We start from the raw sequence: 26884 nt of genomic DNA, 5'->3' as shown, positions 1-26884 counted from the left end.
GCAAACGCGCCGAGGAGGCTCTCGGACCGCCCGCGGAAAGCGAGTGCCTGGGGGGTAATCAACGTTTAAATTGGACAAATCCTAAAAAAACAGTAACAATCTCTTTAACAAAATATTTTGTTGGTAATCCTAACTTTCTACGCAGCCTGCTCCTTTAATATATGCCAACTTCACACTCTTTTCTGAGAGGAATAGATTTTTTAGTGATTGACTCTTTAAAATAATGGTTTTCATTTTAATCCAAGAGATTAATCATAAATACCCAGGATCATTTTCCCTAAACATAAGCCTAGACAATATTTTCCTTTTTTTACCGCAAACAAAAATCGTGTCCATATTCCCATTTTTCCGGTTACACATGGTAAATTATTAACTGGAGGGGAAAAATGAAGAAAATAAATATTCTACTGGTGGCTGTTCTTGTTTTGTCTTTATTCACTGGACTTAAAACAACTGAGGCAGCCTCAAATGTAAAGGTACATTTCATCAACGTTGGACAAGGAGATTCAATCCTGATACAAACCGGTAATGAAAACGTTTTAATCGATGGCGGCGGTAAAGGAAAGGGCGACGAAGTTGTTGCCTACCTAAAAAAACAAAAGGTAAAAACACTTACTGCATTAGTTTCCACTCACCCAGATGCGGATCATGTTGGCGGTCTTGCTCATGTGATTAAATCACTTAATGTAAAATCTGTGTATGCCCCTAAAGTTTCACATACTACCCAGGCATACAAAGACTTTTTAACGGCTGTTAAGAAGAAGAAGCTTACAATAAAAAAAGCGAAGACGGGCGTGGAAATCAACACTAAAGCAAAGGATAATTCCCTTAAATTCATTGCACCTGTTAAGGACTATGCTAAGTCTGACTTAAATAATTGGAGTGCTGTCCTGTTGCTTAAACACGGCAAAAAAACATTCTTGTTTACAGGTGATGCCGAAGAAAAAGCAGAGAAAGATATGCTGGCTAAAAAACTGGTACCAAGTGTGGATGTACTTAAAGTAGGCCATCATGGTGCAAAAACATCGACAAGTTCAGCTTTCATTAACAAAACAAAACCGAAATATGCTGTAATCAGTGTAGGGAAAAATGGCTATGGGCACCCTACTTCCACTGTTATAAAACGGTTGAATTCAGTGAAAGCCAAAACTTATCGCACAGATAAATCAGGTAACATTATTTTTACTTCTACAGGTCAGAAAATTACTGTAAAGACGGTGAAATAATTGGCACAAGGAATTATTGATCGCTTCGAAGGAAAGATCGCTGTCGTTGAAATCGATGGTGGTGACATGAAGGATTTCCCTAAAAGTGCTCTTCCCAAGGGAGCAAAAGTAGGAGATATGCTGATTATCGATGGTGATACCATCACCATTTCCAAAGAAGGAACTGAAAAATTAAGAAAAGAAATTGACGATTTAATGGATGAATTATTCGAAGATTGATTCCAGGGCCCTTCTTTAATAAGAAGGGCTTGCTTTAAATTTGAATATTCCCGTTTGCATTCTTCTCTGATTTTTCCCCTGAACCCCCTCTTATCGTGGTATATACTTTGAGATTACCTCTGAAGCCTTGACTCCATTAGCATCAGTGAACAGATAAAAGGATTTCCTCTTTGTTTCCTCAATCCTCTGGATCAATTTCGTTTTTAAAAAAGAGGTCCGGTGCAGCTGGTTTTCGAAAGAGCTGCATGACACTGCTATATCGATGGTTTGTCTATTCCTGAATGTGATGGTTGTATGTTTGGAATCCAGGCGCTCATAGGATACCACATGCTCATGTGATAACCAGATGCATTGAGGACGTAACGGAGATGTAGTTGGAAAGAAGAATATCGAACTGGTCGGATCAATCGCGATAGGTGCTTTATGTGTGATGTTTATAAGCTGTTTCGTGCCTTGCTTGCGTCCTTCATAACTTGATCCGAAGAACTCGCAGCTTTTCTTTATTATTTCCATTGGTTTAAACGGCGAGATGAACTCGTCCTCCATTTCAACGATACGGGCATATATTTTACTGCCGTAATTAATTGGCGCAACCATTAGTGTATGTGGCGTGATTTCATATTCCTCGATGATTCCCTGATTGTTTTCCTTCATTTTTATTCCACCTCTTCCTCATTGCTAAACATCGCTATCACCTTCCAAAGCTTATATTCTTAATTGCTTGTACCCTTCCATTCCTGTCCAAGAAGAGTGAAGGGGGATAGTAAATGTATGTTAAATTACTCACTATAATAGCATAACCCTTAAACATAAAAAGCAAGTTCACAAAAAATTTAAAATTCTTTTATATTGTGGCTTTTTCGTCATCTAAACGACACATTCTCTATCATAATTTAAATTTTTTAAATTTTCAGTTGATTTTATCCACTCAAATCCATATAATAATAAAAAGGGTCAGGGGTGGTAACTTTGAAAAATGAAAAATCTTATTCAGAGTCAGTGAAGTCCTTATCAATGAGCGAAATGAAAAACGATGCCGTGGTTCAGGAAATGTTAATTGATATGATTATTCAGGAAGCCGTCCTTACTACCAAAAAGAATCTCCTTGCAAAACAGATCGATGATGCCTTGGATATGAAAAACAAACCTTTATTCTTAAAACTAAGTTCTGAAATGAACGTTTTACTAAAACAATTTGGAAATTAACATTCATGATCAAAAAAGCCTCCCATAATGTCGGGAGGCTTTTCTTATTATCATCACTCTTTATGAAACATACCCATGACCTCGGCAGTTTCGGTTATATTAACAAAAGCATTCGGATCCACTTCTTTTATCATCGTTTTTACATCGGTTAACTGATAACGTGTAATGACTGTCATCATTACTTTGCTCTTTTCTCCTGAATATGCACCTTCACCATCCATGACTGTAATTCCACGATATAGGTTGGTCAGAAGCTTCGTTTTCATTTCGTCACTCTTTTTGGTAACGATCATCAATGTTAATTTAATGTGATTGGAATGGATCGTATCGATCACCTTTCCTGCTGCATAAATGGAAATCAGCGTATATAATGCGGCATCCCAACCGAAGATGAAGCCTGAGATTACCACCACAACAGCATTCATCACCGAAAGCAATGTACCAAGCGGAAAGTCGCTCTTCTTAGCCAATAGCATGGCAATGATATCAAAGCCGCCCGAAGACCCCGAAGCGCGAAAGACGATGCCTATACCGATTCCCGATATGATTCCGCCAAATAAAGAAGACAAAATCGGTTCAGTGGAAATACCGTGAACTGGAATGAGGTATAAACTGATGGAAATCACGACAACTGATAATATCGTATAGGTGATAAAGCGTCTCCCTAATTTCAGGTAACCAAGTATCAGCAATGGCAGGTTCATCAGAAAATTCAATATCCCTGTGTTGACTGGGGTGATGATTCCGAACATGATCGCAAGTCCACTAAGTCCGCTGCTTAAAATTAAATGTGGTATCAAAAATAAGTTGTAGGCTACTGCCACAAGCACTGAGCCTACAGTGATGAAAAGTACATTATACATATCCGATCTCCTTAAAACGAACTGGGAATTTAATTTATTATAGTAGAGAACCTAAGATTTTTAAAAATAATAGTTTTTTCTGAAAACGACCACAAACTTCCACTTTCCGAAGAAAAAAAGCCAGCTGGTTTTCAGCTGGCTTTCAATCACCCTTTGTATCTGCATTTTCAACCGTTGAAATCCGTTCGAGCATGGTCGGATGGGAATACCGCAGCCATTTAACCAGGAATGGCGGGTTGACCTGACTCAAACCCGACCTCGTGAGTTCCTGGAAAGTCGTGATTGCTGATTCTTTGTCCCCGGTCATTTCAATGGCATAACGGTCAGCCCTTGTTTCTTGATATCTGGAAACATAATTGGACAGCGGACTCGAAGCAAAGAGCAGCACAGACGTTATCAAGAGAAATAACGGAAGAGATGATATGCTGTCAACCGAAAGGACCTTTAACTGATGGCCCCAGCGACCAATGATAAAATTCATGATTTTCGAAGTCAGCCACAAACCGATTAATGTCAGTCCTAAATAACCTGCAATCCCTATATAAATGTGCTTTTCCACATAATGAGCCATTTCATGTGCCATGATAAAAAGGATTTCATCTTCCTTCAGTTTGTTCAGGGTCGTATCCCAAAGAACTATTCTTGAGTTGGAACCTATGCCGGTCACATATGCATTCAAGGCATTTGTCTTTTCCGCCATATTTACTTCATACACGTGTTCAGCCGGGATCTCAGCCTGTGAGGCTAGTGCCAATATTTCCGTTTCCAGCTCTTTATTTTTGAGAGGATAGAATTCATTGTACAGTGGATCAATCAATACAGGCTGAACGAACATCAGGAACAAGGAAAAAGGAATGGACAACATCCAAGCATAGAGCCACCACTTCTTCACACTTTTCTTCATTAACCAATATAAAACGGAAACGATGATGAACATCATCCCAAAATTCACCCAGAATTCGATGACTCCATCCTTCATCCACGAGGTGAAACTTTGTGTACTTATGTGGTAACTCTTGCTCATCCGATATCCAATGAAACTGATTGGAAATAGAGCCAGGTATGAAATAACGGAAAGCCAGAATAAGTAAATGCCCGTTCTGATCGCTTTCCGTCTCGAGACTGCCATTGACGATTTTTCAAATGCCTTTGAAAAACCGAATAATAATATGAAGAAATACAGAAGCCATTCATATGGCGTCGATACGAAAAAAATAAAATTCCGCAGTCCTGAATACTCTTCACTAAGCTTTAGTTCCCTTGCATTCAGGAATGTTGCAGGATCTGCTGCCGTTCCACGCAAAGCTTCGGGAATGGTCGTATCCGCTCCATAAAAAATATACCAATACATCGCTGCTGCATAAAGGATATATAATATAATCGCTCTTCCAGCCCATTTTCTAACCATGATGCCCCTCCTTAAAACGAATCTCCCTCTTAATAGTTTAATCCAAAATGGACAGGTTAGAACCGCATTTCCCTTCAATATTATTCTTCCTTACAATTCCCATCATTTTGTTGATTTTTCATTGTTCATTATCAACCTTAAGATTTCCCAGAATAATCCATCAGTCAAACATGCACTTCCTGGAAGGGAGGCAGAATGATTCGTATGCAGAGACACTAAAAAAACGGAGGGATGAGAGGTTTAAGGCAACTACGAATTTATTCCTTTGCCTAATTGCTAAGATGAAATCGTTTCATCAAAGGATTTCAAATGTGAATTTGATTTATAATGAATGAGACCGATTAACGGAACGGCAGGCATGATCGGTCATCCCTTCATCCCGCTATTTTGAAAATCATACAAAAGTGCCATAAGCTCCGGTCGATTATTAACATTCAGTTTTCTGTAAATACGGCTTATATAGTTTTTTACCGTGCCGATCGATAGAAAAAGTTTTTTTGAAATTTGCTGATTCGTTTCGCCTTGGGTTAGCAGAATAAGCAGTTCATGCTCGCGTTTAGAAAAAGCCCCCAATTTTTCCATTGCCTTTTCCAAAGTTACTGGTGATCTTTCAATATCCCGCTCCAGCTTTTTCATTAAAATTGATTTGAATGAGGCAGGATAAACGATCTGACCGTTGGCACATTGACGGATTGCCGACATCACTTGTTTCATTCCGCCATCCTGTAACACATAACCTGCTGCACCATGGCCTATTGCTTCGATAAGATAATGATTTTCTGAATAGGCAGTAAAAATGACGAAAGGAGTGGATGGGTGTTTTTCCTTCAGGATTTGCATGACTTCCTGTCCATACTTCCCTGATGAGCGGGCATCAATAAGAATGACATCTGGAATGACTGATGTATAATCAGAATCAAGAAGGTCCATTTCATTTCCAGTCATCCCCATGACCTTAATGTCACCTTCTTGTTCGATGATTCCCTCAATTCCTCCCTGACCACCATATATCACTAGCTTAATCGACTTCATAACCTCACCTGTTACTTTCTTTATTTGTTATTAATCCGATAGTTTTTTATAATTGTTCGCCGTGGAATAGTTCTAATGGTCTATATTTTACATCATTAATTCACCTGTTAACAAATTTAAACTGTAAAAATACTTTTAATAAATGTGTATCTCCTGACAATAAAAAGGCTATCAACCCGTTTGACTTCAGGAAGATAGCCTTTTTCTTTGTTCCTCATCTATGAGCGTATCAAGTTTCATGATGCTTTCCTTTGCCCGGGGAAAATCAATTTTGCGATAATGGTGTTTTCCGCCTTCTTCTTCATCTTTTTCGTCGGCCCATTTGACGACTTGCTGAAGCGGTGTACGAATAATATCATTCGAAGGTAAGAACGAATCGGTATGAAATAAAATGGCGAGGGAAATGGTCTTTGCCTTGATCGGGTTTTCTCCCAAGCGGATTAACAGTTTATGTGCTCGTTCGGCACCTTTGATGGGGTGAATATCATTTTGTTTATAAAGATCATAATCCCATTTACCATTGCGATACCAGGTGAAATGACCCATATCATGCAATAGCCCGGCTTTAGCGGCAATATCAGGGTCGACATTATATTCATTTGCTAAGTGAAACGCATGGTATGCTACCGCAATCGCATGTGCCAGACCTGAACGGTTCAAGTATTTTTGAGCAATGGGATGTGCAAAAATATCCAAAAGCTTTACATCTCTCATCTAACCCCTCCTTACAATTTTGTGGAAATTTTTAATGACAATCATAACTCTTTTCGAAACAAGAATCAAGGTTTTAAGATTCTTCAATATATTTTATGCAGCCTCATACACTTTGGTTGTACAAAAAAAGGACCATTGCCGGTTATAGGCAATGATCTCCTCATGATCAATGTAATTCAATTTTGCAGTACATGATTTTTCAAGGAACGCCGTAAAATTTTACCAGTTGCATTTTTTGGAAGTTCATCCAAAAACTCAATTTTTGCCGGCACCTTATATTTGGCCAAGTGTTCCATGCAATGGGCAAGCAGCTCTTCCTCAGTCAATGCATTGTTTTTCTTTACCACAAAGCATTTAACCACTTCCCCCTGATTGGGATCGGGAACGCCAATGGCTGCTGCCTCAACTACTTCAGGATGGGCATACAAAACCTCCTCCACTTCACGTGGATAGACATTATAGCCACCGACGATGATAAGCTCCTTTTTACGATCTACAATGAAAAAGTAGCCTTCATCATCCATCCTGGCTAAATCGCCTGTATATAACCAGCCATTTTTCAAGACAGCGGCTGATTCTTCAGGCATTTTATAATAACCTTTCATTACATTCGGACCCCTGACAATCAATTCTCCTACACCATTGATCGGCACTTCTTCTCCAAGCTCATTGACCACTTTGTTTTCCACCCTAAGGATGGATGTTCCGATGGAACCCGCCTTCCTTGGACGGTCCAAAGGATTGAAGCAGGTAACAGGGGAAGCTTCGGATAAGCCATATCCTTCTGAAACCCTAACATTAAATTTCCGCTCGAATGATTCAAGCAGAGACACTGGCATGGCTGATCCGCCAGATATGCATATCCGCAAAGACTTCAAAGCATCCTCTTTCGCATCTGGATATTGAAAAAGAAAGTTATACATCGTAGGCACGCCAGCAAAAACGGTTGCATCATATTTTTTGATTTGCCTGAATATTTCCTTTGGACTGAATTGTGGGACAATTAAAAGCGTACCTCCGCTTATCAACGGGGCATTCACAACTACCGTTAAACTGAAAACATGGAACATTGGCAATGTCGTAATGACACGGTCACTTTCCGTGATATTTAAATATTCACCAATATCATGTGCATTGGAGTAGATATTGGTATGTGTGAGCATGGCCCCCTTTGGTTTCCCCGTTGTCCCGGAAGTATAAAGTATGATTGCCGTATCTTCAGGATCCAGTTCAGGACCTTTAAAGCCTTCATCCCCCGATTTGACCATTTTTGTAAACGATTTCATTTTATTGCAGATGTTAAATTCGCTACTATCCCCATTATCCGGCTGCATTTCACAAATTACATATTGTTCTACGCTTGAAAGGATAGGGTTCATTTTCTCCAGTAAGGGTAAAAGCTTATCTAATGCCACAACAACCTTTACATCGCCATTATTCAGGATATAACCAATCTCGTCAGGTGTGTATATTGGATTGACGGGAATTACGGTCGCCCCTGCTCGCATAGCTCCATACAATGAAATGATGAAATGTGGAGAGTTGCCTAATAACAGCGCAATGTTATCACCTTTTGAAACACCAAGCCTATGTAATTCGTCTGCGAACTTCGTAACGGCTTTATCCAATTCCCCATATGAAGTGGATTGATCCAAAAAGTAATATGCTGGCTTATCCGCCTTTTTTAAAGCCATTTGATGAAGCTGTTCAGATAAATTCATCTTTCTCCCTCCCCTGCAAATAGCATGAATGAATGGTCATTCATTTTTATGGTGAAATAAATACATTTTTATTATATTAAAAGAATGCGATCACAGCAACCATTTTATCCATATTCAAGCAATTACTGTCATTATTAGTCACAAAAGCCGTCCTATTAAGTCGGGACGGCTTCCAGGCTTAATATATTAAAGCCAATATTTCTTCTTTTGTTACATTGCCAAAATAATGACGAACATCGATCTCATCCAGTACTCTGCTGATTGCTTCCTTTTCATAGCGTATTCCAGTAAGCTTTCGTTCAATATCCGCAACCTCTCCGACCCCGAAGAAATCACCGTAGATCTTGCAGTTCTCAATGATTCCCCTGTTCACTTCAAGGCGGATATCAACAGATCCCACAGGAAATCTATGTGAGTTTTGCAAGTTAAATTTAGGTGATTTCCCGTAATTCCACTCCCAATTTTGATACCTATCTTCCGAGATTTCGTGAATTTTCTCCCAATCCGTTTCTGTTAAAACATACTCTGTAACCTGTCCGTTATCTTTGAAAATATTTTGCAGAAGGAATGAACGGAATTCTTCAACAGACATCGGTTCTTTTAGGAAATCGGCGATATTACCAACACGGCTTCTTATCGATTTAATCCCTTTGGACTCGATTTTATCTTTTTTCACTTTTAAAGCGGATACAATGTGATCCATTTCTGATTGAAACAGCAATGTCCCATGACTGAACATTCTGCCCTTCGTTGAAAACATCGCGTTTCCCGAAATTTTCTTTCCTTCAGCCAGAATATCGTTACGACCGCTCAATTCAGCATGTATTCCTAGTTTCTCGAGCGTTTCCACGACAGGCTGGGTGAATTTCTTGAAGTTATGGAAACTATCCCCATCATCTTTCGTAATGAAACTGAAATTGAGATTCCCTAGGTCATGATAAACCGCTCCACCCCCGGAAAGGCGGCGAACAACTGTAATGCCCTTTTCATCTACATAATCGGAATTGATTTCTTCAATCGTATTTTGATTTCTGCCTATGATGATTGAAGGTCGATTAATGTAAAATAAAAGATAGGTTTCATCTATGTTTAAATGTTTAAGCGCAAACTCTTCGATGGCCAGGTTAATTCTTGGATCTGTAATTCCCTTATTATCAATAAAAAGCACAGTTGTTCCTCCTTGTAGACTTCATATCACTGATGTTTCATTTATAGTTGGAACTCGAGATTGGTTTTGGCTACAGCTATTTCCCTTTTGAATACCTCGGATGCTTCTTTTTTCAGTTGATCGAGATTCCCATAATGAGGGAGGTGAGTTAACAGCAAAAGCTGGACGTCAGCCTTTTCTGCCAGCAGGCCCGCTTCCCTTGCCGTCATATGCCCCGCCTTTGAACCATCCATATCACTGTAAAAGTTACTTTCACATAATAAAACATTTGCGTCTTTAGCGAAATCTGCAAGCTCATCCATATATGAACTGTCACCTGTGTAAACTATCGAATGATTTTCAGCTTCAATCCTCATTGCAAAACAAGGTACTGGATGTTTTGTTTTCATGAACGTAAATGTACACGGTCCAATGGTTAAAGGCTGATCAGCAGAGATGGCTATCCCCTTTGTCACGTCTTTATAAGTTAACTTACCAAATTCGACTTCGTCCAAATCATGACCATATATAGGAATCGTCCTTTTTTCGCTGCCCAATATCTGCTGTATGAACGCAGCGTGTTGCAGGACACCAATATCCGCTACATGATCAGGATGATAGTGGGATAATACAACTGCACCAAGATCCTCCGGCTTCATATGGTTTTGAAGCTGTGATAGAACACCGCTGCCACAATCAAGCAGAATGCGAAAATCTTCATATTCAAGCAAATAGCCGGAACTTGCCTCATTTTTAGCTGGATAACCGCCCCAGCAGCCAATTACGGTGATTTTCATGCTTAGGCACTCCTTTTTTTCTCTCAATGACTTCCCCATTAATATAAACTATTCTTGCCCTTATTTCACCTTTTTTACTTATGTTATAAAACATTCATTGACATTCTAAATCTGTTATAATACAATAAAACCATAGAAAAGCGAATAATAAAAAATTCAGGAGATGATGTTCATGATTCAAAGTAGCGTTGAGTTCTTTAAAAATCTGCCACCGAAACAATGCACGGAATGCGGAAAAAAAATTGAAGAACAGCACGAATGTTATGGAAACCACTGTGATCATTGCCTTTCTGGAGAGTAGTAGTCTTTGTGTTTCACCATCCTCTTCCCAAATAGCAGGATGAATTCATAGATGTTTCGGTTTCGCAGCTGAAAAAAACCCCAATAAAAGAAGAGAACCGATGATCGGTATCTCTTCTTTTATTGGGGTTCATTGCCTTTCAGCAAAAAAATAGAATGATCACGTAACGGATAATCCTTTGAACAAATATATTTTAAATAGTTCAGCAATTTCCTCTTTCTCTAATGGGGCATGGTTCCTTTCCCAATCAAAGATCAGGGCAAGGTACATTTTTAGCATCAGGAAAGCTGTTATCTCTGGATCGCAAGGTTGTATATAGCCCTTATCAATCGCTATTTTTAGTTTTTCCTTAATGTAGGATACGATGGCTTCTTCCATTTCATTAACCATTTCCTGAACGGCCGGCGTACCAATTTCCCGCTCTTCCTGAAGAAGTTTTAATGATAATTGATGTTCCTGCCTGAACTCCAGAATTCGATAAACGGCCCGATGCAGGTTTTCAAAAAAGGAGAGTTGGTCATCCAAAGATTGTTCCGCCTCATATTTCATTTCCTCTATCATCCGCTGAACGATTTCTTTAAACAGCTCTTCTTTATTTTTATAAAAGGTATAAATGGTCCCTTTTCCCACATTGGCAATTTTAGCGACTTGATCCATCGTCGTTGCCTTATAGCCAAAAAGTGAAAACGACTTGGTCGCAGCTTCCAAAATTAATTTTTTACGATCAACAGACATTTCCCACCCCAATCCTGACCAGACGGACAAAACAGTCATTATGTTCAACGATATCATACCAAAAATTTTCAGTTTTTTCAATTATATTTTCAATTTCCAAGTGAAACAATGGCCATCCTCGTTACTGGACAGCCACTTTTCGAAAATACATATTTATTTAAATCTGCAAGGCCAAAGGTAGCGTCGCTTTTCCAGTGAATAACATAACTAAAATATGCAGAGCACATGGCAAGCATGGTTAAACTAAATTTATCCTATTGACTGATCACTTTTCCTGTAATCTGTTTAAAATGATCGTGGCCAAAGCATCGATGAATTCAGGTTTAACATTGGGCATATCCGGCCTATAGTAGCCTGCGCCAATCTCTTCCGTCACAACCTTACATTCATAATCGTTATCATAAAGGACTTCAAGGTGCTCGGCAACAAAGCCAACAGGAATATAAATGAAAGCTTTATAACCTTTTGCTTGATGAAGATCTCTGGTTAAATCCTGTACATCGGGTCCCAACCATGGTTCAGGAGTTTGTCCAGCGCTTTGCCAGCCTACTGCATAATTGGTAACCCCTGCGCCTTCGGCAATCATGTCTGCCGTTTCTTTCAATTGATTTGGATACGGATCACCCGATTGCAAGATTTTTTCCGGGAGGCTATGTGCCGACACAATCAAAGCGAAATTATCGCGTTCTTCCGAGGTCATTTTCCCGATTACTTCTTTTACTTGGTCTACCCAATATTGGATGAATTTTGGTTCATCATACCAGCTTTCAACGGAAGTGATGGTCAGGTCACCCAATTTAGCGGCTTCATCCTGGGCACGTCCATTATAAGACTTCACGCTGAATGTTGAAAAATGCGGTGCCAATACGATACTGACCGCCTCTTTGATTCCATCTTCATGCATTTGTTTCACTGCGTCTTCAACAAAAGGTTCAATATGTTTCAGTCCAAGATATGCCTTGAATTCAACTTCCTCCTGGACGGAATTCAATTTCTTTTCAAGCGCTTCAGCTTGTCCTGCCGTTATTTTTGCAAGCGGGGATAATCCACCGATCGCTTCATATCTGCCTTTAAGGTCGGCAATCAATTCGTCGCTTGGCCGTCTCCCATGTCGAATATGTGTATAATACCTTTCAATATCCTCTTCAGTGTATGGAGTACCATAAGCCATGACTAAAAGGCCCATCTTTTTTCTTGACATGAAATTACACCTCTTTTAAAGATTTCGTTCTTTTATTGTGCATCCAATTAAGGAGTTTTAGCAAATGGTTCGCTCACCTTACTTCATTTTTGATGAATATTCGTGAATGAAAGCGGTCAGCCTCTTCAGTGTTTCCGGATTTACGGATGGGAAAACTCCATGACCAAGATTAAAGATGTAGCCGTCCTGTTCCATGCCCTGATCCAAAATCCTTTTCGTCCGTTCTTCTATAACATCCCATGATGATAATAGCAGGGCAGGATCAAGATTACCTTGTACCGTTTTCTGGATTCCCATTTGTCTTGCTTCTGTAATTGGCAATCTCCAATCAAGCCCGACTACATCAATCGGAAGATCATTCCACTCAAGTGCCAAGTGACTTGCGCCGACCCCGAACATGATTAGCGGTACATTTTCTTCTCTCAATGAAGAAAAGATACGAGTCATGATCGGCTTGATGAACACGCGGTAATCTTCAACATTCAAAGCACCCACCCATGAATCAAAGATTTGGACGGCTTTAACGCCGGCTTTAATTTGTGACTTGACATAGATGATGATCATATCCGCTAGCTTATCCATTAATGCAAACCAGGCCTTTGGCTCGGAATACATGAAAGCTTTCGTCTTATTGTAGTTTTTGGAGGGGCCGCCTTCAATCATGTATGAAGCAATGGTGAACGGAGCCCCGGAGAAACCGATCAAAGGAACGGACAATTGCTCCGTGGTCAATAATTTAATCGTGTCCAACACATATGGGATGTCTTTCTCTGGGTTCAATTCACCTAATTTTTCAACATCTGTCACCGATTGGATTGGATTGGCTATGACTGGACCGATTCCGGACTTAATCTCAACATCGACACCAATGGCTGGTAGCGGTGTCATTATATCTTTATATAAAATCGCAGCGTCTACATCATATTGCTCAACTGGCAATCTAGTTACATAAGCGCATAATTCCGGCTGATGAGTAATTTCAAAAAGTGAGTACTTTTCTTTCAATTTACGGTATTCCGGCTGTGAACGGCCAGCCTGACGCATATACCAAACAGGCACATGATCCGTTTTCTCTCCTCTTGCAGCTTTTAAAAATGTATCATTCGTAATTTCCTTAGACATTAATATCCACCTTTCAAGCAATCACGTTTCTATTTTTATTCATTACCTACATAGAATATCAGAAGGATGTTGAATTTCAAATCGAATCTCCTTAAACTATAGCTTTTTCTATAATATATTTGTCAAAAAATCGACTTTTATATATGTATCTTACCGGTTTACCAGCTTTATGGTTAGTTTGGAAATGGTAAAAGCACTATTCATTGGGTAAAATGGGTATACAGGCACTATATAGTAATTGGAGGGGAAATTATGAATGTATTCATCACATCAGGCACTTACGATTTTTTGAAAATCAAAAAAGATAAGCACCCGAATGAAAAAATATTACTTATGCAAAACCCTGACACTGCAGTACTTTTACATGAAACTACAGGTAAAACGATCTTCAGCTCTCCACGTAAGTATGAAGTAGTTGATGGGAAAGGAACCCTTCAGGATCATGGGTATGTAGTCATGAACAATATCCCTGTAAGTGAAGAAGGAAGGCCGGTATTCGAACATCGTTTTAAAAACAGGGCTGGATTCATTGAAAATGAACCAGGTTTCGTCGCACTTCGTGTACTGCGGCCAATCAACTCTGAAACTTATGTTATTCTAACGATTTGGGAGAAACAAGCTGATTTCCTGAACTGGAAGAATTCCAGTTCCTTTAAGATGGCACATAATAGCGACTCCAAAGCTCCCGTTACGAATTCCAGCCAGAAGATGTTTTCAGGTGAAGCCTATGTAACGCAATATACATTGGTGAAGGATTCCGAAGAATAATCCATTCTTGCTCAATAAGAGGCGCATCCTAAAGGATGGGCCTCTTAAACTTAGACAAACTCGTCTACAATTTTTTTGCTTGTACAAATTTGGTCGTTGTTTGGAACGTATGGCACTTGCGCCTGTGGGGTCTCCCTTGCTCCCTTGGACTAGCTATTCCCGCAGGAGTCTCAAACACCCGCTCCAATCAACTATGTTTAAAAATTCGGATAGAACTCCTATTGCCTACTGTCTTTTTTGTTTTAAAATAGATCTATTAAAACTTGAGGTGATTGGTTCGTAAAATTGAGGCTTCCATTGACTTCACTTTCATTTATGACTTGGTGAAAGATATGTATTCAGAGGTAGGACGCCCAAAAATCATATAAACCTATAACAATCCGACAAATTCCTTCTTTATTTCCGGGGAAATGCAACCGATATTTACATATATTTCATCAGAATCCTTTATTCAAAGCACTCTAGACCCCAGGAATTTATACAATTTAAACAAGATTAAACTATATGCCGCCCCTAATGCAAAACCTGCCAAAATATCAGTTGGAAAGTGAACTTTCATAACGATCCTGCTGACACCGATCAGCAGGACCAGACAAACGAAACCAATTCCCATTGCCCATTTCAATGAGTTTCCTTTAATTTCATTCATGATTAAATAAGCTACCATACTGAAGAAAATAATGCCCACCATTGCGTGGCCACTTGGAAAACTGAAGCCAGCGGTGTCCATCAAATGATTTTCAGGTCGCACTCTTTTAACATGATTTTTTATCCACCCGTTTAATACATCCCCGCCGGCAATCCCGATAGAAAAGACGGCCATGGTCCAATAATCCTTCTTTATTATCCACAAATATAGAACACATAGTAAGCTGCCAAAACCAATGAACATGGATTTCCCAAGATAGGTAATGGACTTGAAGAAAGTGAACGAAAAAGTATTTTTACCTACGGAAAAGAGTTCCGCAATATATGTATCGAATGCTAAAGATTTCTCACTCTGAATTTCATTCATTAAAAAAAAGAATAGCAACAAGCAAAGCGAAACCATAGCAATCCAGGAATATTTATTCATTATCTCTCTCTCTCCTCAAGGTATTTAATTCTCTTTGGATCATTCAGAATATGATATACTATTTACAATTAATCCAATCATTGGGAGGTGCAAAATGATACAGCGATTACACGATCTTCTGGATGGCTCATATGAAGAAATGGTTTCCATCAGGCGTTACCTTCATCAACATCCCGAGCTTTCTTTTCAAGAAACCCAAACGGCTGCCTTCATCGCTGAATATTATAAAAAACATGGAATCGAACACCGGACGAATGTAGGCGGCAATGGTGTTATTGCCAAGGTCACAGGCAGTAAGCCCGGTAAAACCGTAGCATTGCGCGCTGATTTCGACGCCTTACCCATTCAAGATGAAAAAGAAGTTCACTATAAATCTTCCGTACCCGGGGTCATGCATGCGTGTGGACACGATGGCCATACAGCGACACTCCTTCTCCTTGCAAAAAATCTGAATGAACTGAAGGATGACCTCGAAGGTGAATATATATTTATCCACCAGCATGCTGAAGAGTATGCTCCAGGAGGCGCCAAACCGATGATTGAGGCTGGCTGCCTTGATGGGGTGGATGTAATTTTCGGCACCCATTTATGGGCCACGGCCCCTACCGGAACAGTCCAATACGCTTTAGGACCCCTTATGGCCGCTGCTGACCGTTTTGAAATCACCATTCAAGGGCAGGGCGGACATGGAGCCCAGCCGCATAAAACCCGTGATGCAATCGTAGTCGGCTCTCAGCTAGTCATGGCCCTACAGCAAATCGTAAGCCGCCGGCTTAACCCAATAGATTCTGCAGTCGTTACCGTCGGTTCCTTTATAGCAGATAATGCCTTTAACGTCATTGCAGATAAGGCTAAAATAATCGGGACCGTCCGCACATTCAATGAAGATGTCCGTTCATTCATTAGCAAAGAAATGGAACGGATTGTTAAAGGAACCTGCATAGCTGCTGACTGCACCTATGAATATCAATACTTTCAAGGCTATCCGGCTGTTATTCCGCATGTTGAAGAAACTAAATTCCTCATCGAAAGCACTGAGTCCGTCAAGGAAGTTTTGATTACAGAGGAAATTGCCCCGGATATGACAGGTGAAGATTTTTCTTATTATTTACAAAATGTAAAAGGTACATTCTTCTTTACGGGAGCCAGGCCAAAAAATGAACAAACATATCCACATCATCATCCTTTGTTTGACATTGATGAAAAAGCGATGCTCATTGCAGCCAAAATATTAGGCACTGCAGCGGTGACCTATCACAATAAGAAACAATCATCTAAAAAAGTGAATGAATCATTATTACGATAATGGTAAAGGGACGGGTTTTCCCCGTCCCTTACTGTTTAAGAAGTCTGATTCGGTAACAATGAACAGCCGTCTTCCCAAGATGTTCCAACAAATGATAGTTGGCATATCCACCGACAGCTGCCCCAAAACCTGGAACGAGCTGAAACATTTTGATGACATCGATGTGATCGCGATATTCCTGCTGAAATTCCTGCCAGTCTATTTCCGGACATTTCCCTGAATCCCATTCCTCTATTACCCGTAATGTTTCCAATTTCTTCTCCTCGCTTGAAAATGCCATCTGGAAGATATGAAGGATGAACAATCGTTCCTCATATTTTTTGGGATCGAAACCGTATATACGGGATATTTCGAATAATAATTTCATCTTGATGCTAAGCAGTAATGGGAAATCAGCCAATCCAATTAAAAGCCCTGCCGCTCCGGTACCCACACCTTCTATAACGGCCGTTTTCCTATATGCGGTTACAGTTTCCGCAACCCACTCTTCCTTTTGCTGCAAGGATAATAGCACTACATTTTTTTCTTTAGACATATATTTAGAACCTGATAATACTGCCTCTATCATCCCTTTAATACTATCAGTAATCACTTTGTGCACTCGGTCTGGAATATAACTATTCAATTTGATTTGCGCCTTTTTGGACATCCGCTCAAACCTGCCGGATTTCTTGGCTACTTTCTTTTTCCATGATATTAGTTCAGATAATGCCTTTTGTTCATATTCATCCATCATTTAACACCTCCGTTAAATATGTATATACCCCCTATGAGGCTTTTATTTTCAATTTTCATTTCTTAAAAATTAACTGAAACGTTTTTTTTGAGGGTTTGTAAAATTCGAACGTTGTTTTCCACTCCAGGCACTCGCTTTCCGCGGGCGGTCCGGGAGCCACCTCGGCGCTCTTTGCGCCTGTGGGGTCTCCCTTGGACGCGTTTTCCCCGCTGGAGTCTCGTACCTTACGTTCCAATCAACTGGATCGTTTTTTAAAATAAAAACTGCAGGCTGGTCTATTCCGAACCAAGTTTTAGACTAGGTTATCCTTGATGTTTTCTTACTGTATTCCTTAATGGATGGAAGAAATTTGCGACACACTCCTGCCGAAAAACTGGCTAGCCGAGACCCCACAGACGCTTGCGTCGAGGAGGCTTGGCAGACAGTCGGCGGAAAGGGAGCGAATTTCTGAAATCAACTGAAATGTAATAACCGTAAGTTAGACTCATCCCGAACCAGATTTCAGACTGGTTCTTTGATTTTTTTACTGTAATCCTTAATGTATGGAAGAAATTTGCGACACTCCTGCCGAAAAACTGGCTAGCCGAGACCCCACAGACGCTTGCGTCGAGGAGGCTTGGCAGACAGTCGGCGGAAAGGGAGCGGATTTCTGAAATCAACTGTAACATTAATAAAGAAAAAGCTGATTTTATGAAAAATCAGCTTCTGCTTAAAAGTTTTTTATTTTCTTTGTTGCATAAATTTTAAAACCGAATATGAAAACAAGCCCCATTGCCAAGGCGGCTAAAGCGGACATCCATTCCCCTTTCACTAGCAGGACCAAACTGAAGACAAGGTCCTCAAATAATAGGAAATAGGAAATTAGTTTTATGACTGCAGATTCTCTCATTTTTGCTGGCAATGGATACAATGAGACCCATACTTTCCACTCATGTGCCTTCCAAACCGGCAGCAGTTGCAGGGCTGTCATGAATAAGAACATGAACGTAACAATCAAATGTGCAAATATGTTAGTGAATACACTTAAAATCACGGATCCCATGATCGTTAAACGAAAACAAAGTCCCACATAATCATTGGATCGCAGAAGGGTACGAGCGTAAAGATAGGTATAAGTTGATTTATCACCATACGGAATGAGTGCTAATAGCCAGTCCATCCATTTCCTTCTCGCTACCTTCCCTTTCAAATGAGGAACATCAGTAAACATGTTCGCTATTCGATAGAAAGAATTCATCCGTTTGTTTTCCAGTTCCACCAGCCGTTCCCACTTCAGCACGAAACCTTTAGTAGCGCTTCGGTAATACATGTAAAGTGCTAACAATAATAAGAAGGTTATAAGTGCAAACAGTATATTTGCCCTTGAACAGATGAAATAAAGAATCACGCCATTAAGTAAAAAGCGAATGATAGAGTCCCAATGGCTCACTGATGTATCCTGATATTTCAATACCAGCCAGCGCATGGTCAAATTCAAATACTTCAAAATAAGCAAAACGGCCAGGATGATTCCAAGGTCCTTACCTCCTGCACCCGTAACCTTCGAATACATCGGTATCGATGCAATCAGGACAACCAGAAGAATAAAGCCCTGCATGAACCAGCTTAATATCAATGAATTCTTGAAATAACTTCTCAACTTCGTTTCAAGCGGAAGCAGGAATACCGTATCGGGTTCTTTCAAGAAAGTATTTATCGGGCTTCTGGTTACAATGATCGATAAAACAAAGGCCATGATCAATGCAGCAGGGAAATCACTGTTTAACGTCTTCACCCAATCACTGTAATAATAAGCCAACCCACCAAGAACCAATACCATGACAAAAACAAGATGGCCATTAAAAATATAACGAAGATATTTTTGCGTCTCATTTATATAGCCTAAATATCTTTCCTTCCAGAGATTTTGACTATTCATGACCGATTTCTTCTTTCGTCAATTGGATATATAAATCGTCCAGAGTTGCCCCTGGCATGGAAAATTGTTCACGAAGCTGCTCAAGATTGCCTTTCGCCCGAATCTCTCCATTATGCAGTATGATGAAAGAATCACAATACCTCTCGGCTGTCGCCAAAATGTGTGTAGACATTAAAATTCCCGCTCCGCTCTCTTTCATCTTCCTCATCAAATCAAGCAGGGATTGAATGCCTAGTGGATCAAGACCTACGAAGGGTTCATCGACGATATATAAAGACGGCTGTACTAAAAAGGCGCACATTATCATGACCTTTTGCTTCATTCCCTTTGAAAAATGGGCCGGGAACCATTTAAGCCTTTTCTCCATATGGAATTCCTTTAACAGAACGTCCATCCTCTCTTTAAATGTGGCTTCCGCCAAACCATGTGCCATGGCTGTAAGCTTTAAATGCTCCTCAAGTGTAAGCTCATCATACAAAATGGGCGTTTCTGGAACATAAGTGAATTGTTTTCGATATGTATCCGGGTCCTGAGCTAGTGTTTTACCATGAATCGAGACGCTTCCGCCTTTCGGCTCCATGAGTCCGATGATATGTTTAATCGTCGTACTTTTCCCAGCCCCGTTAAGCCCAATTAACCCAACCAGCTCATTTGGCTGAATGTCAAAACTTATTCCTTTTAAAACGGGCGTTTTCGTGTATCCGCCCACTAGCTGCTTTATTTCCAATAAGGACATATAAACGATCCTTTCTATATAGAGGTTCTTATTTCCATTTTATCAAATTCTCCTGCTTTTATATAGTCGAGTGTTCCCGGACCTAAATTTCCATAAATAACTAATTATATTTTTGCTGCTTGATGGCCATCATAAATAAGGAAGAAGGGGTTAGTCATTACGTGTGATTCACATCATATTGTAAATGAGGTGTCAGTTAAAGACGTATTACACTGAAATACCCATAAGGTTTATTACAAATGATTTACATCATATTGTAAATGAGGTGTCAGTTAAAGACGTATAAACTGAATTAAACCAGAAGCTTCATAACAAAAATCGTTTCGAGCAAGGAGATGGTTCTCTTGCACGTAAAAGCAGAAAAATCATTCAATAATTATCAATTATGCTTTAAAAGTTGATGAAACTTTAAAGATATAGGAGATGGTTGCTTTGAATGGAAAATCTCTATTTAGATAATAACCATATTTTACTACAATGTAGATGAGGTGTTTGTCGCAGAGAATTTATGCTAATGCGAATTGTGAAGCAAAACCCCCTTTTTCGACAGGCAGGGTGCAACTTAATGTTGCATCCTGTTTTTATATTTTTCCTTTTCCCAAGGATTCAAGCTATGGTACGATTAACCAAATACATTAACTTTTAAAGGAGCGTTATTCATGAGTGATTGCATTTTTTGCAAAATAATCGATGGGGAAATTCCAAGTAGTAAAGTTTTCGAAAATGAACATGTTTTGGCCTTTCTCGATATCAGTCAAGTTACGAAAGGCCATACGCTGGTAATACCTAAAGTACATAAGGAAAATCTTTATGAGTTGACACCTGAGATTGCCAAGAACCTTTTTGAAGCGGTGCCGGAAATTGCCCGCGCCATGAATCAGGAATTCCAACCTGTAGGCCTGAACCTTTTAAATAATAACGGTGAAGCTGCAGGGCAGTCCGTTTTCCATTTTCATATGCATTTAATTCCTCGGCATGGGGAAGGTGACGGCTTTGGTGCTGTTTGGAAAACCAATACCAGCGACTATACACCGGATAGCCTGAAACAAATTGCTGACTCCATTGCTCAGCATATAAAATGAGACTGCAATAGCCTGTGAAGAAGGTTTCTTTCTCCTTTCGTTGCTTGAAAAAATGATCCCGAGTTGGTCCTCACTTTAAAGTGCAGGGCCTTTTTACTTTGGCCTATCATTTAAAAGGATTGTCACTTAAAATTCTAAATTTTCCTCCAATTGAATTTAGTTTTCTGGTAGGATATATGAATAGTCTCAAATACTTTATCACATAGTCACATAGGAGGAAAAAAATTGAAACGTGCACGTAATTTTAACGCTGGGCCAGCCGCCCTTCCTTTAGAAGTTTTACAAAGAGCCCAAAACGAATGGTTGAATATTGAGGATTCCGGTATGTCTGTCATGGAATTAAGCCATAGAAGTTCCGAATTCGAAAAAATTCATAACCATGCCATTCAATCATTAAAAGATCTTATGGAAATTCCTGAAAATTATGAAGTTCTCCTGCTGCAAGGAGGGGCAAGTCTACAATTTTCCATGATTCCCATGAACATTTTGAAAGATGGAAAAAGGGCGGATTATGTCCTCACTGGTTCTTGGTCGGAAAAAGCATTAAAAGAAGCCAAAAAGGTTGGTGAAACGGCCGTAGTAGCTTCATCCAAAGATGAAAAATATACGTTCATCCCTAAAGTGGAAGATATCAAATTGAATGACGATGCTGCTTATCTTCATATCACAAGCAATAATACGATTTACGGAACACAGTGGAAGGATTTCCCGGAAACAGGCAACATTCCTCTAGTAGCCGATATGTCGAGTGATATTCTCAGCAAAAAGATTGATATTAGTAAATTCGGCATCATCTATGCTGGTGCACAAAAGAATCTAGGTCCGTCGGGAATCACAGTCGTTATCATCCGTAAAGATTTAATAACGGATAATGACAAAATCCCATCCATGATGAACTATTCAATCCATTCGAAAAATAATTCTTTATACAACACTCCTCCGACATTGGCCATTTACTTATTGTCCCTTGTGTTGGATTGGGCTAAAGATCAGGGCGGAGTGGAAAAGATTGCTGAAATCAATGAAGAAAAAGCAAAAGTCATTTACGATGCCATCGACGGCAGTGACGGTTTTTATAAAGGCCATGCCCTACCGGACAGCCGTTCATTAATGAACGTAACGTTCACGCTTCCGTCTGAAGAAGCTGAAGTGCATTTCCTTAAAGAAGTGAAGGAAGCCGGATTCGTAGGACTGAACGGTCACCGTTCCATCGGCGGCTGCAGAGCATCCATCTATAATGCGGTCCCTCTATCCCATTGCCAGGACCTTGCTGATTTCATGAAGAAATTCCAGGAATCGTATAAAGCGAAAGAAGCTCAAACTCTTTAATTCAAACAAATATAACTTCTAAAAAAACAGGTCTTATGATATACTATTTTAAACTTCTTGCAACAGGCAATAGTGCATTGTTGAAGAAAAGCTGTTAGTTGAGATGAGAATAGGAGAGATGAGTAAATGAAAACGAAAACCCTTGTGTCACTGTCCCTATTAATCGGGATTGGGGCTGCCCTGCATTTTATCGTACCTGGATTCTTCCTAGGAATGAAACCGGATATGATGCTGTTGATGATGTTTTTGGCGATAACCCTGTTTCCCGCTAAGAAGAATGTATTCATTGTCGCCCTGGCAGCAGGAGCCATCTCTGCCATGACAACTACATTTCCAGCAGGACAGATCCCAAATATCATAGACAAATTGGCAACAGCCTTTCTGTTTTACCTTTTATTCATCAGTCTAAAGAAGTTTTCAACATCCGTTGTCACCGTTAGTATCTTGACTGCCGTTGGAACATTGATTTCCGGCGCTGTCTTCCTTGGTTCGGCTTATTATATCGTTTCCCTTCCAGGGCCTTTCGTTGCACTTTTCGGAGCTGTTGTGCTTCCTGCCGTATTGTTAAATACAGTTGCGATGGTCATCATTTATCCAATTGTGAAAGGCATCGTAAGAAAATCAAATATACCCATTAATGCTTAAGCAGCAGGATCATCATACCTAAAAAAGCACCGGAATGTCCGGTGCTTTTTTTTCCAATCATATGAATCTGGAATTCTAGTCAGAATCACCCTCCAATGATCAATGAATCAACATCCACATAAACCAAATGAAAAGCAGTAAAACCCCGGGGAGACCCATAGCGAAGGCTCTAGCCTGGAGCACCCTCCTAGGCGGATAGATGCCAGGAGTTTTTGCTTGCCTTAGAAAATACCCCATCCCGCACAGGCATACCAGGCCTAATAAAAAAATGATTTTCATTATTAACCCACCAGTGCCATCCATGTTCCGACAGCTTGTTTTTATTATCTATATGCCGCTCTTCCCTTTATATGAAGCATTATTATTAAAGCTTCATGTTATTTTTAAATATTATATATTGACTCTCTAAGTTTAAAAAAATATTTTTGTGATATAAAGATAAAATGGTCGATTCTCTTCCATAAGGATGAAAATTATGGTATTTTGATATCAATAGCATTTCTCTCCCTATTTATCATAATTTCCAATTGATGCAGCAGGGATTCAGACCATGGAAAGCGAAAACATATTATAAAATGAGGTGATCCTAATGAAAGCAAAATCATTACTAATTGGCTTTTTGACCGGAACAGTAGTAGCTGGTGCGGCAACCTTACTTTCGACACCAAGTTCAGGTAAAGACCTACGGACCCGCATCAAGACGAATACCGACGAAATTAAGACTACAATTGATGAATTAAAGGTAAAAATGCAGAATATTAAAGATGACACGATGGAAGCTTCACAAATCAGCAAAGAAACGGTAAAAACATTCATTTCGGATGTTCAGGTCGTCATCGAGAACTGGAAGCGGGAAATCGAACCCAATAAGAATGAATTATTAAAGAACGTTCAGGAAATTGAAAATTCATTGAAAGAATTGGAAGCGGCCGCCCCTACTTCTAAAAATTAATAGCTGACATCGTCACACAAGCTTGATTCTCCATTTTTCCCAATAAATTACATGGTTTATTGGAGAAGAATGGAGAATTCATTAAAAAAACTAAAATTTTCTAAAAATTTTGCAAATATTTATCTTTATTAATTTTTATTTTATTGTCATAATAAATATATAGAATCTTATAAGTAGGTGAGCCCATAATATGCAGAATAAAAATTATTCTATGAAAGAAGCAATGATTTTTAGTCAACGAATTGCACAATTAAGCAAAGCATTATGGAAATCAATTGAAAAAGATTGGCAGCAATGGATCAAGCCCTATGATTTAAACATCAATGAGCACCATATTCTTTGGATTGCCTACCATCTTAATGGCTCTTCCATTTCAGATGTTGCAAAATTTGGGGTCATGCATGTTTCTACCGCATTTAACTTTTCAAAAAAATTAGAGGAACGCGGATACTTAACATTTTCAAAAAAGGAAAATGACAAAAGGAATACGTATATAGAGATCACAGCGGAAGGTGAAAAAATCCTACTTGATTTAATGGAGACATACGACCCAAGTAAGAACTCCGCTTTCTCGGGTGCACTTCCATTGCGTGAGCTTTATGGCAAGTTTCCGGATATGATTGAAATGATGGCCATCATCCGAAATATATACGGTGAAGACTTCATGCAAATCTTTGAACGATCCTTCGATAACATCGATCAGGAGTTTACGGACGTGGAGGGTAAAATCACAAAAAAAAAGATAGAGAAAGAAACTGAGCCAGTTTAATCTCATACTCTATCCATTTCCTTCATGAATGATACATATAAACCTTGTGAGATGCATGCATCAATGCATTCCTTTGTAGTTATTTTTGGATTAACCTTTCTTTCAAATTGATTAAAAAGCGGTCGAAAGTTCATATACCCTTCCGCTTTTTCTATTTCATAGCGTTTGCTCAAGATATCACATGTTTCCAATAATTCTTCCGCTTCCTTCTTCGTGAAATTTTTTTCCACAAATAGATAGTCCAACTTGGCCTCCGGATTGCGTATAAGGTTTAATAAAAGCCGTTGATGAAAACGGAGTATTTCCATTTCTTCATTTATATTTTTCATACATCACTAATCCCCATTCAATCATTCAATTTAACATAAAAGACTTATAACCAATTTTTGATTTTTCACACTCGGTAATCCGCCTGATCCCCATTTCAAAACCTGCCTTAAACGCCCATAGCATGCTTACTCACCAAAGTGATTTTATCTTAAACATAATCCAAGAATTCCATTGCTTTTTCCACCCATTCATCGTAATGTATGTAAGTATATTCAACAGCTTTGGAGGGCTGATTTTGAAATGAATTCGTGGAAAACAATTGACGTGGCAAAACAATATGGGAATTGCCGTCTGCTCTTTTTTTCAGTTTTTACTATATTGATGTCTTTTGTTCTGATCTATACATTATTAAGTGTCTTTTCAACCCATGTTATTTTGTATGGCGATCAAACAATGGTATTTTTTAGCCTATTGCTCTTATTATATCCTGTTCACAAACTATTACACTATTTACCTTTACGATTATTATGTAAAAAAGTGAAAACTTCATGGTCCTTGAAGTGGAACCTGGTGTTAACATGCAGAGTCAATGTGCATGATCCGATTCGAAAGCATCTTTATCTCTTGACCCTTGTGTTGCCTTTCGTCATTATGTCAGTCACATTGATTGGTTGTGCCCTTAGTTTTCCGCATTACATCCATTATTTCACTATTTTATTATCCCTGCACACCGGCTTATGCGTATCGGATTTTATTTATATAAAAAACCTGGTTGGGTCCCCAAGGCATTCTTTTATCGAGGAACACCTCGAAGGTTACGATATACTTATTCAAAAGTGATTCCTTATTCATTCATAATGATGACTGCTAAGATTTTTAGGTATCTTTTTTCATTATAATTTGGTATCGTATTTATACATGATGTTTTGCAAGGAGGGATTTTAGGTTTTGATCTCGTTCTGGTTTATTATTTTTGCTATTTTGATCCTTTATAATATTAATAGAATGACAAACTCTTTATGCATTCAAAAGGAAATTGCTGAAGACCGGCAGCCTAAAGTATTCAGGACCATTAATGTATTAATTACTATTATGTTATTATCCTCCTATATTGAAATTTTGTATACGTAGAGATGAGCAACAAATGATGTCCATCATTTGTTACATACATTGGTGATACCCGGGGCATTATCCACATAAAGAAAAAGGGCGAAGCAAAAGCTTCGCCTTTTGTTTATGAGTTTAGCACCAAGAAGCTCCAATGATGACTAACAGGATGAAAAGAACGACAATTAGAGCAAAGCCTCCACCTATTCCTCCAGACATTGATCTTCCTCCTTTCCATTCTTAAGTAATTGTAATTTCATGCACACTCTTCTATCCGCCAAAAGGAATCCATTCCTTTCATAGCTTGAAAATCACTTAAATCTTTTTGTTGAGCGGCTACCCTATCCTATTCAACTCCATGGCAAAAGGAGTGGGCTCTTTCCATTAGTAATTTTGCAGCCGATTAGAAACAGGCTGATCCTACAATTATTAATAAAATGAATAACACCACTAACAAAGCGAAGCCTCCGTTAAATCCATTACCCATTATGCTACCCCC

At 39.3% G+C, this 26884-nt stretch carries 32 protein-coding genes; 13 read left to right on the top strand and 19 right to left on the bottom strand.

Features of this window, described 5'->3' with window-relative positions:
• Positions 1-386 precede the first annotated feature (386 nt).
• Complete coding sequence (locus tag ACZ9AO_RS07825) at positions 387-1226, top strand: ComEC/Rec2 family competence protein (protein ID WP_191929106.1); 840 nt, start codon at positions 387-389, stop codon at positions 1224-1226.
• Positions 1227-1445, top strand: coding sequence for a DUF3006 domain-containing protein (locus ACZ9AO_RS07820; RefSeq protein WP_251538608.1), 219 nt, complete (start codon positions 1227-1229; stop codon positions 1443-1445). It begins immediately after the preceding gene.
• A 90-nt stretch (positions 1446-1535) separates the two neighbouring features.
• Here ACZ9AO_RS07820 and ACZ9AO_RS07815 read toward each other — a convergent pair whose 3' ends face one another.
• Positions 1536-2099 (bottom strand): competence protein ComK, encoded by a 564-nt coding sequence (locus ACZ9AO_RS07815; protein ID WP_034314639.1) that lies wholly within the window; start codon positions 2097-2099, stop codon positions 1536-1538.
• Positions 2100-2414: 315 nt separating this feature from the next.
• Here ACZ9AO_RS07815 and ACZ9AO_RS07810 point away from each other — a divergent pair, with 315 nt between their 5' ends.
• On the top strand, positions 2415-2651 hold the full coding sequence (locus tag ACZ9AO_RS07810) for an IDEAL domain-containing protein (protein WP_048680068.1): 237 nt from the start codon (positions 2415-2417) through the stop codon (positions 2649-2651).
• 53 nt (positions 2652-2704) lie between these two features.
• Here the strand turns inward: ACZ9AO_RS07810 and ACZ9AO_RS07805 are convergent, their stop codons facing one another.
• From ACZ9AO_RS07805 to ACZ9AO_RS07775, 7 genes are all read right to left on the bottom strand, one after another.
• Complete coding sequence (locus ACZ9AO_RS07805) at positions 2705-3514, bottom strand: YitT family protein (RefSeq protein ID WP_048677994.1); 810 nt, start codon at positions 3512-3514, stop codon at positions 2705-2707.
• A gap of 142 nt (positions 3515-3656) precedes the next feature.
• Positions 3657-4922 (bottom strand): M48 family metallopeptidase, encoded by a 1266-nt coding sequence (locus ACZ9AO_RS07800; RefSeq protein ID WP_476108807.1) that lies wholly within the window; start codon positions 4920-4922, stop codon positions 3657-3659.
• A 366-nt stretch (positions 4923-5288) separates the two neighbouring features.
• Positions 5289-5954 (bottom strand): LuxR C-terminal-related transcriptional regulator, encoded by a 666-nt coding sequence (locus tag ACZ9AO_RS07795; protein WP_476108806.1) that lies wholly within the window; start codon positions 5952-5954, stop codon positions 5289-5291.
• 186 nt (positions 5955-6140) lie between these two features.
• The gene (locus ACZ9AO_RS07790; RefSeq protein ID WP_048677997.1) at positions 6141-6668 is read right to left on the bottom strand and encodes an HD domain-containing protein; all 528 of its coding nucleotides are present in this window, start codon (positions 6666-6668) and stop codon (positions 6141-6143) included.
• 176 nt (positions 6669-6844) lie between these two features.
• The gene (locus ACZ9AO_RS07785) at positions 6845-8389 is read right to left on the bottom strand and encodes a fatty acid--CoA ligase family protein (protein WP_476108805.1); all 1545 of its coding nucleotides are present in this window, start codon (positions 8387-8389) and stop codon (positions 6845-6847) included.
• A gap of 178 nt (positions 8390-8567) precedes the next feature.
• Complete coding sequence (locus ACZ9AO_RS07780) at positions 8568-9557, bottom strand: lipoate--protein ligase (RefSeq protein WP_476108803.1); 990 nt, start codon at positions 9555-9557, stop codon at positions 8568-8570.
• Positions 9558-9598: 41 nt separating this feature from the next.
• Positions 9599-10333: an MBL fold metallo-hydrolase gene (locus ACZ9AO_RS07775; protein ID WP_063596505.1), complete on the bottom strand. Its 735-nt coding sequence runs from the start codon at positions 10331-10333 to the stop codon at positions 9599-9601.
• A 172-nt stretch (positions 10334-10505) separates the two neighbouring features.
• On the opposite strand from ACZ9AO_RS07775, the gene yhfH reads away from it, so the two are divergent.
• The gene (yhfH, locus tag ACZ9AO_RS07770; protein ID WP_065310849.1) at positions 10506-10634 is read left to right on the top strand and encodes a protein YhfH; all 129 of its coding nucleotides are present in this window, start codon (positions 10506-10508) and stop codon (positions 10632-10634) included.
• Between the two features lie 159 nt (positions 10635-10793).
• On the opposite strand, the gene ACZ9AO_RS07765 is transcribed toward yhfH, so the two are convergent.
• The 3 genes from ACZ9AO_RS07765 to hemE form a co-directional block, all read right to left on the bottom strand.
• A complete protein-coding gene (locus tag ACZ9AO_RS07765) occupies positions 10794-11369 on the bottom strand; it encodes a TetR/AcrR family transcriptional regulator (protein ID WP_048678001.1) in 576 nt (191 codons plus the stop codon).
• A 265-nt stretch (positions 11370-11634) separates the two neighbouring features.
• A complete protein-coding gene (gene hemH / locus ACZ9AO_RS07760; RefSeq protein WP_034314663.1) occupies positions 11635-12570 on the bottom strand; it encodes a ferrochelatase in 936 nt (311 codons plus the stop codon).
• Positions 12571-12648: 78 nt separating this feature from the next.
• Positions 12649-13692 (bottom strand): uroporphyrinogen decarboxylase, encoded by a 1044-nt coding sequence (gene hemE, locus ACZ9AO_RS07755; RefSeq protein WP_048678002.1) that lies wholly within the window; start codon positions 13690-13692, stop codon positions 12649-12651.
• A gap of 252 nt (positions 13693-13944) precedes the next feature.
• On the opposite strand from hemE, the gene ACZ9AO_RS07750 reads away from it, so the two are divergent.
• Positions 13945-14460, top strand: coding sequence for an antibiotic biosynthesis monooxygenase family protein (locus ACZ9AO_RS07750; RefSeq protein WP_048678003.1), 516 nt, complete (start codon positions 13945-13947; stop codon positions 14458-14460).
• 451 nt (positions 14461-14911) lie between these two features.
• Here the strand turns inward: ACZ9AO_RS07750 and ACZ9AO_RS07745 are convergent, their stop codons facing one another.
• Entirely contained in the window at positions 14912-15535 is a 624-nt protein-coding gene (locus tag ACZ9AO_RS07745; RefSeq protein WP_251538603.1) for a phosphatase PAP2 family protein, read from the bottom strand.
• Positions 15536-15629: 94 nt separating this feature from the next.
• Here ACZ9AO_RS07745 and ACZ9AO_RS07740 point away from each other — a divergent pair, with 94 nt between their 5' ends.
• The gene (locus tag ACZ9AO_RS07740) at positions 15630-16841 is read left to right on the top strand and encodes a M20 family metallopeptidase (protein ID WP_476108802.1); all 1212 of its coding nucleotides are present in this window, start codon (positions 15630-15632) and stop codon (positions 16839-16841) included.
• 28 nt (positions 16842-16869) lie between these two features.
• Here the strand turns inward: ACZ9AO_RS07740 and ACZ9AO_RS07735 are convergent, their stop codons facing one another.
• From ACZ9AO_RS07735 to ACZ9AO_RS07725, 3 genes are all read right to left on the bottom strand, one after another.
• The gene (locus ACZ9AO_RS07735) at positions 16870-17577 is read right to left on the bottom strand and encodes an EcsC family protein (RefSeq protein ID WP_311292520.1); all 708 of its coding nucleotides are present in this window, start codon (positions 17575-17577) and stop codon (positions 16870-16872) included.
• Between the two features lie 709 nt (positions 17578-18286).
• A complete protein-coding gene (locus ACZ9AO_RS07730; RefSeq protein WP_251538601.1) occupies positions 18287-19495 on the bottom strand; it encodes an ABC transporter permease in 1209 nt (402 codons plus the stop codon).
• The gene (locus tag ACZ9AO_RS07725) at positions 19488-20231 is read right to left on the bottom strand and encodes an ABC transporter ATP-binding protein (protein WP_048677969.1); all 744 of its coding nucleotides are present in this window, start codon (positions 20229-20231) and stop codon (positions 19488-19490) included. Before ACZ9AO_RS07725 ends, ACZ9AO_RS07730 begins: the two co-directional genes overlap by 8 nt.
• Positions 20232-20890: 659 nt before the next feature.
• Between ACZ9AO_RS07725 and ACZ9AO_RS07720 the strand changes: the two genes are divergently transcribed.
• The 3 genes from ACZ9AO_RS07720 (at position 20891) to ACZ9AO_RS07710 (ending at position 23287) form a co-directional block, all read left to right on the top strand.
• Positions 20891-21313 carry an HIT family protein gene (locus ACZ9AO_RS07720; RefSeq protein WP_476108800.1) on the top strand — a complete coding sequence of 141 codons (423 nt, stop codon included), beginning with the start codon at positions 20891-20893 and terminating at the stop codon, positions 21311-21313.
• A gap of 225 nt (positions 21314-21538) precedes the next feature.
• Positions 21539-22642, top strand: coding sequence for a 3-phosphoserine/phosphohydroxythreonine transaminase (gene serC, locus ACZ9AO_RS07715; RefSeq protein ID WP_476108799.1), 1104 nt, complete (start codon positions 21539-21541; stop codon positions 22640-22642).
• Positions 22643-22768: 126 nt separating this feature from the next.
• Positions 22769-23287, top strand: a complete 519-nt coding sequence (locus ACZ9AO_RS07710; RefSeq protein ID WP_476108798.1) for a tryptophan transporter — start codon at positions 22769-22771, stop codon at positions 23285-23287.
• A 99-nt stretch (positions 23288-23386) separates the two neighbouring features.
• Here ACZ9AO_RS07710 and yhzF read toward each other — a convergent pair whose 3' ends face one another.
• The gene (gene yhzF / locus ACZ9AO_RS07705; RefSeq protein WP_048677966.1) at positions 23387-23566 is read right to left on the bottom strand and encodes a membrane protein YhzF; all 180 of its coding nucleotides are present in this window, start codon (positions 23564-23566) and stop codon (positions 23387-23389) included.
• Positions 23567-23876: 310 nt separating this feature from the next.
• Between yhzF and ACZ9AO_RS07700 the strand changes: the two genes are divergently transcribed.
• Both ACZ9AO_RS07700 and ACZ9AO_RS07695 read left to right on the top strand, forming a co-directional pair.
• The gene (locus ACZ9AO_RS07700; protein WP_048677965.1) at positions 23877-24239 is read left to right on the top strand and encodes a YtxH domain-containing protein; all 363 of its coding nucleotides are present in this window, start codon (positions 23877-23879) and stop codon (positions 24237-24239) included.
• A 190-nt stretch (positions 24240-24429) separates the two neighbouring features.
• On the top strand, positions 24430-25008 hold the full coding sequence (locus tag ACZ9AO_RS07695; protein WP_034314691.1) for an HTH-type transcriptional regulator Hpr: 579 nt from the start codon (positions 24430-24432) through the stop codon (positions 25006-25008).
• A gap of 2 nt (positions 25009-25010) precedes the next feature.
• Here the strand turns inward: ACZ9AO_RS07695 and ACZ9AO_RS07690 are convergent, their stop codons facing one another.
• Positions 25011-25337, bottom strand: a complete 327-nt coding sequence (locus ACZ9AO_RS07690) for a DUF1878 family protein (protein WP_053534080.1) — start codon at positions 25335-25337, stop codon at positions 25011-25013.
• Positions 25338-25578: 241 nt separating this feature from the next.
• Between ACZ9AO_RS07690 and ACZ9AO_RS07685 the strand changes: the two genes are divergently transcribed.
• Together ACZ9AO_RS07685 and ACZ9AO_RS07680 are read left to right on the top strand one after the other, a co-directional pair.
• Entirely contained in the window at positions 25579-26118 is a 540-nt protein-coding gene (locus tag ACZ9AO_RS07685) for a DUF3267 domain-containing protein (RefSeq protein WP_053534079.1), read from the top strand.
• Between the two features lie 108 nt (positions 26119-26226).
• A complete protein-coding gene (locus tag ACZ9AO_RS07680) occupies positions 26227-26409 on the top strand; it encodes a hypothetical protein (RefSeq protein ID WP_034314696.1) in 183 nt (60 codons plus the stop codon).
• A gap of 111 nt (positions 26410-26520) precedes the next feature.
• On the opposite strand, the gene ACZ9AO_RS07675 is transcribed toward ACZ9AO_RS07680, so the two are convergent.
• Entirely contained in the window at positions 26521-26604 is an 84-nt protein-coding gene (locus ACZ9AO_RS07675) for a YjcZ family sporulation protein (protein ID WP_057275797.1), read from the bottom strand.
• Positions 26605-26788: 184 nt separating this feature from the next.
• Entirely contained in the window at positions 26789-26872 is an 84-nt protein-coding gene (locus tag ACZ9AO_RS07670) for a YjcZ family sporulation protein (RefSeq protein ID WP_141242671.1), read from the bottom strand.
• Positions 26873-26884: the final 12 nt, after the last annotated feature.

The organism is Peribacillus sp. TE19612, from assembly GCF_056279465.1.
Note: the sequence above shows the minus strand (reverse complement) of the source record. Positions and strands in the feature narration are given on the sequence as shown.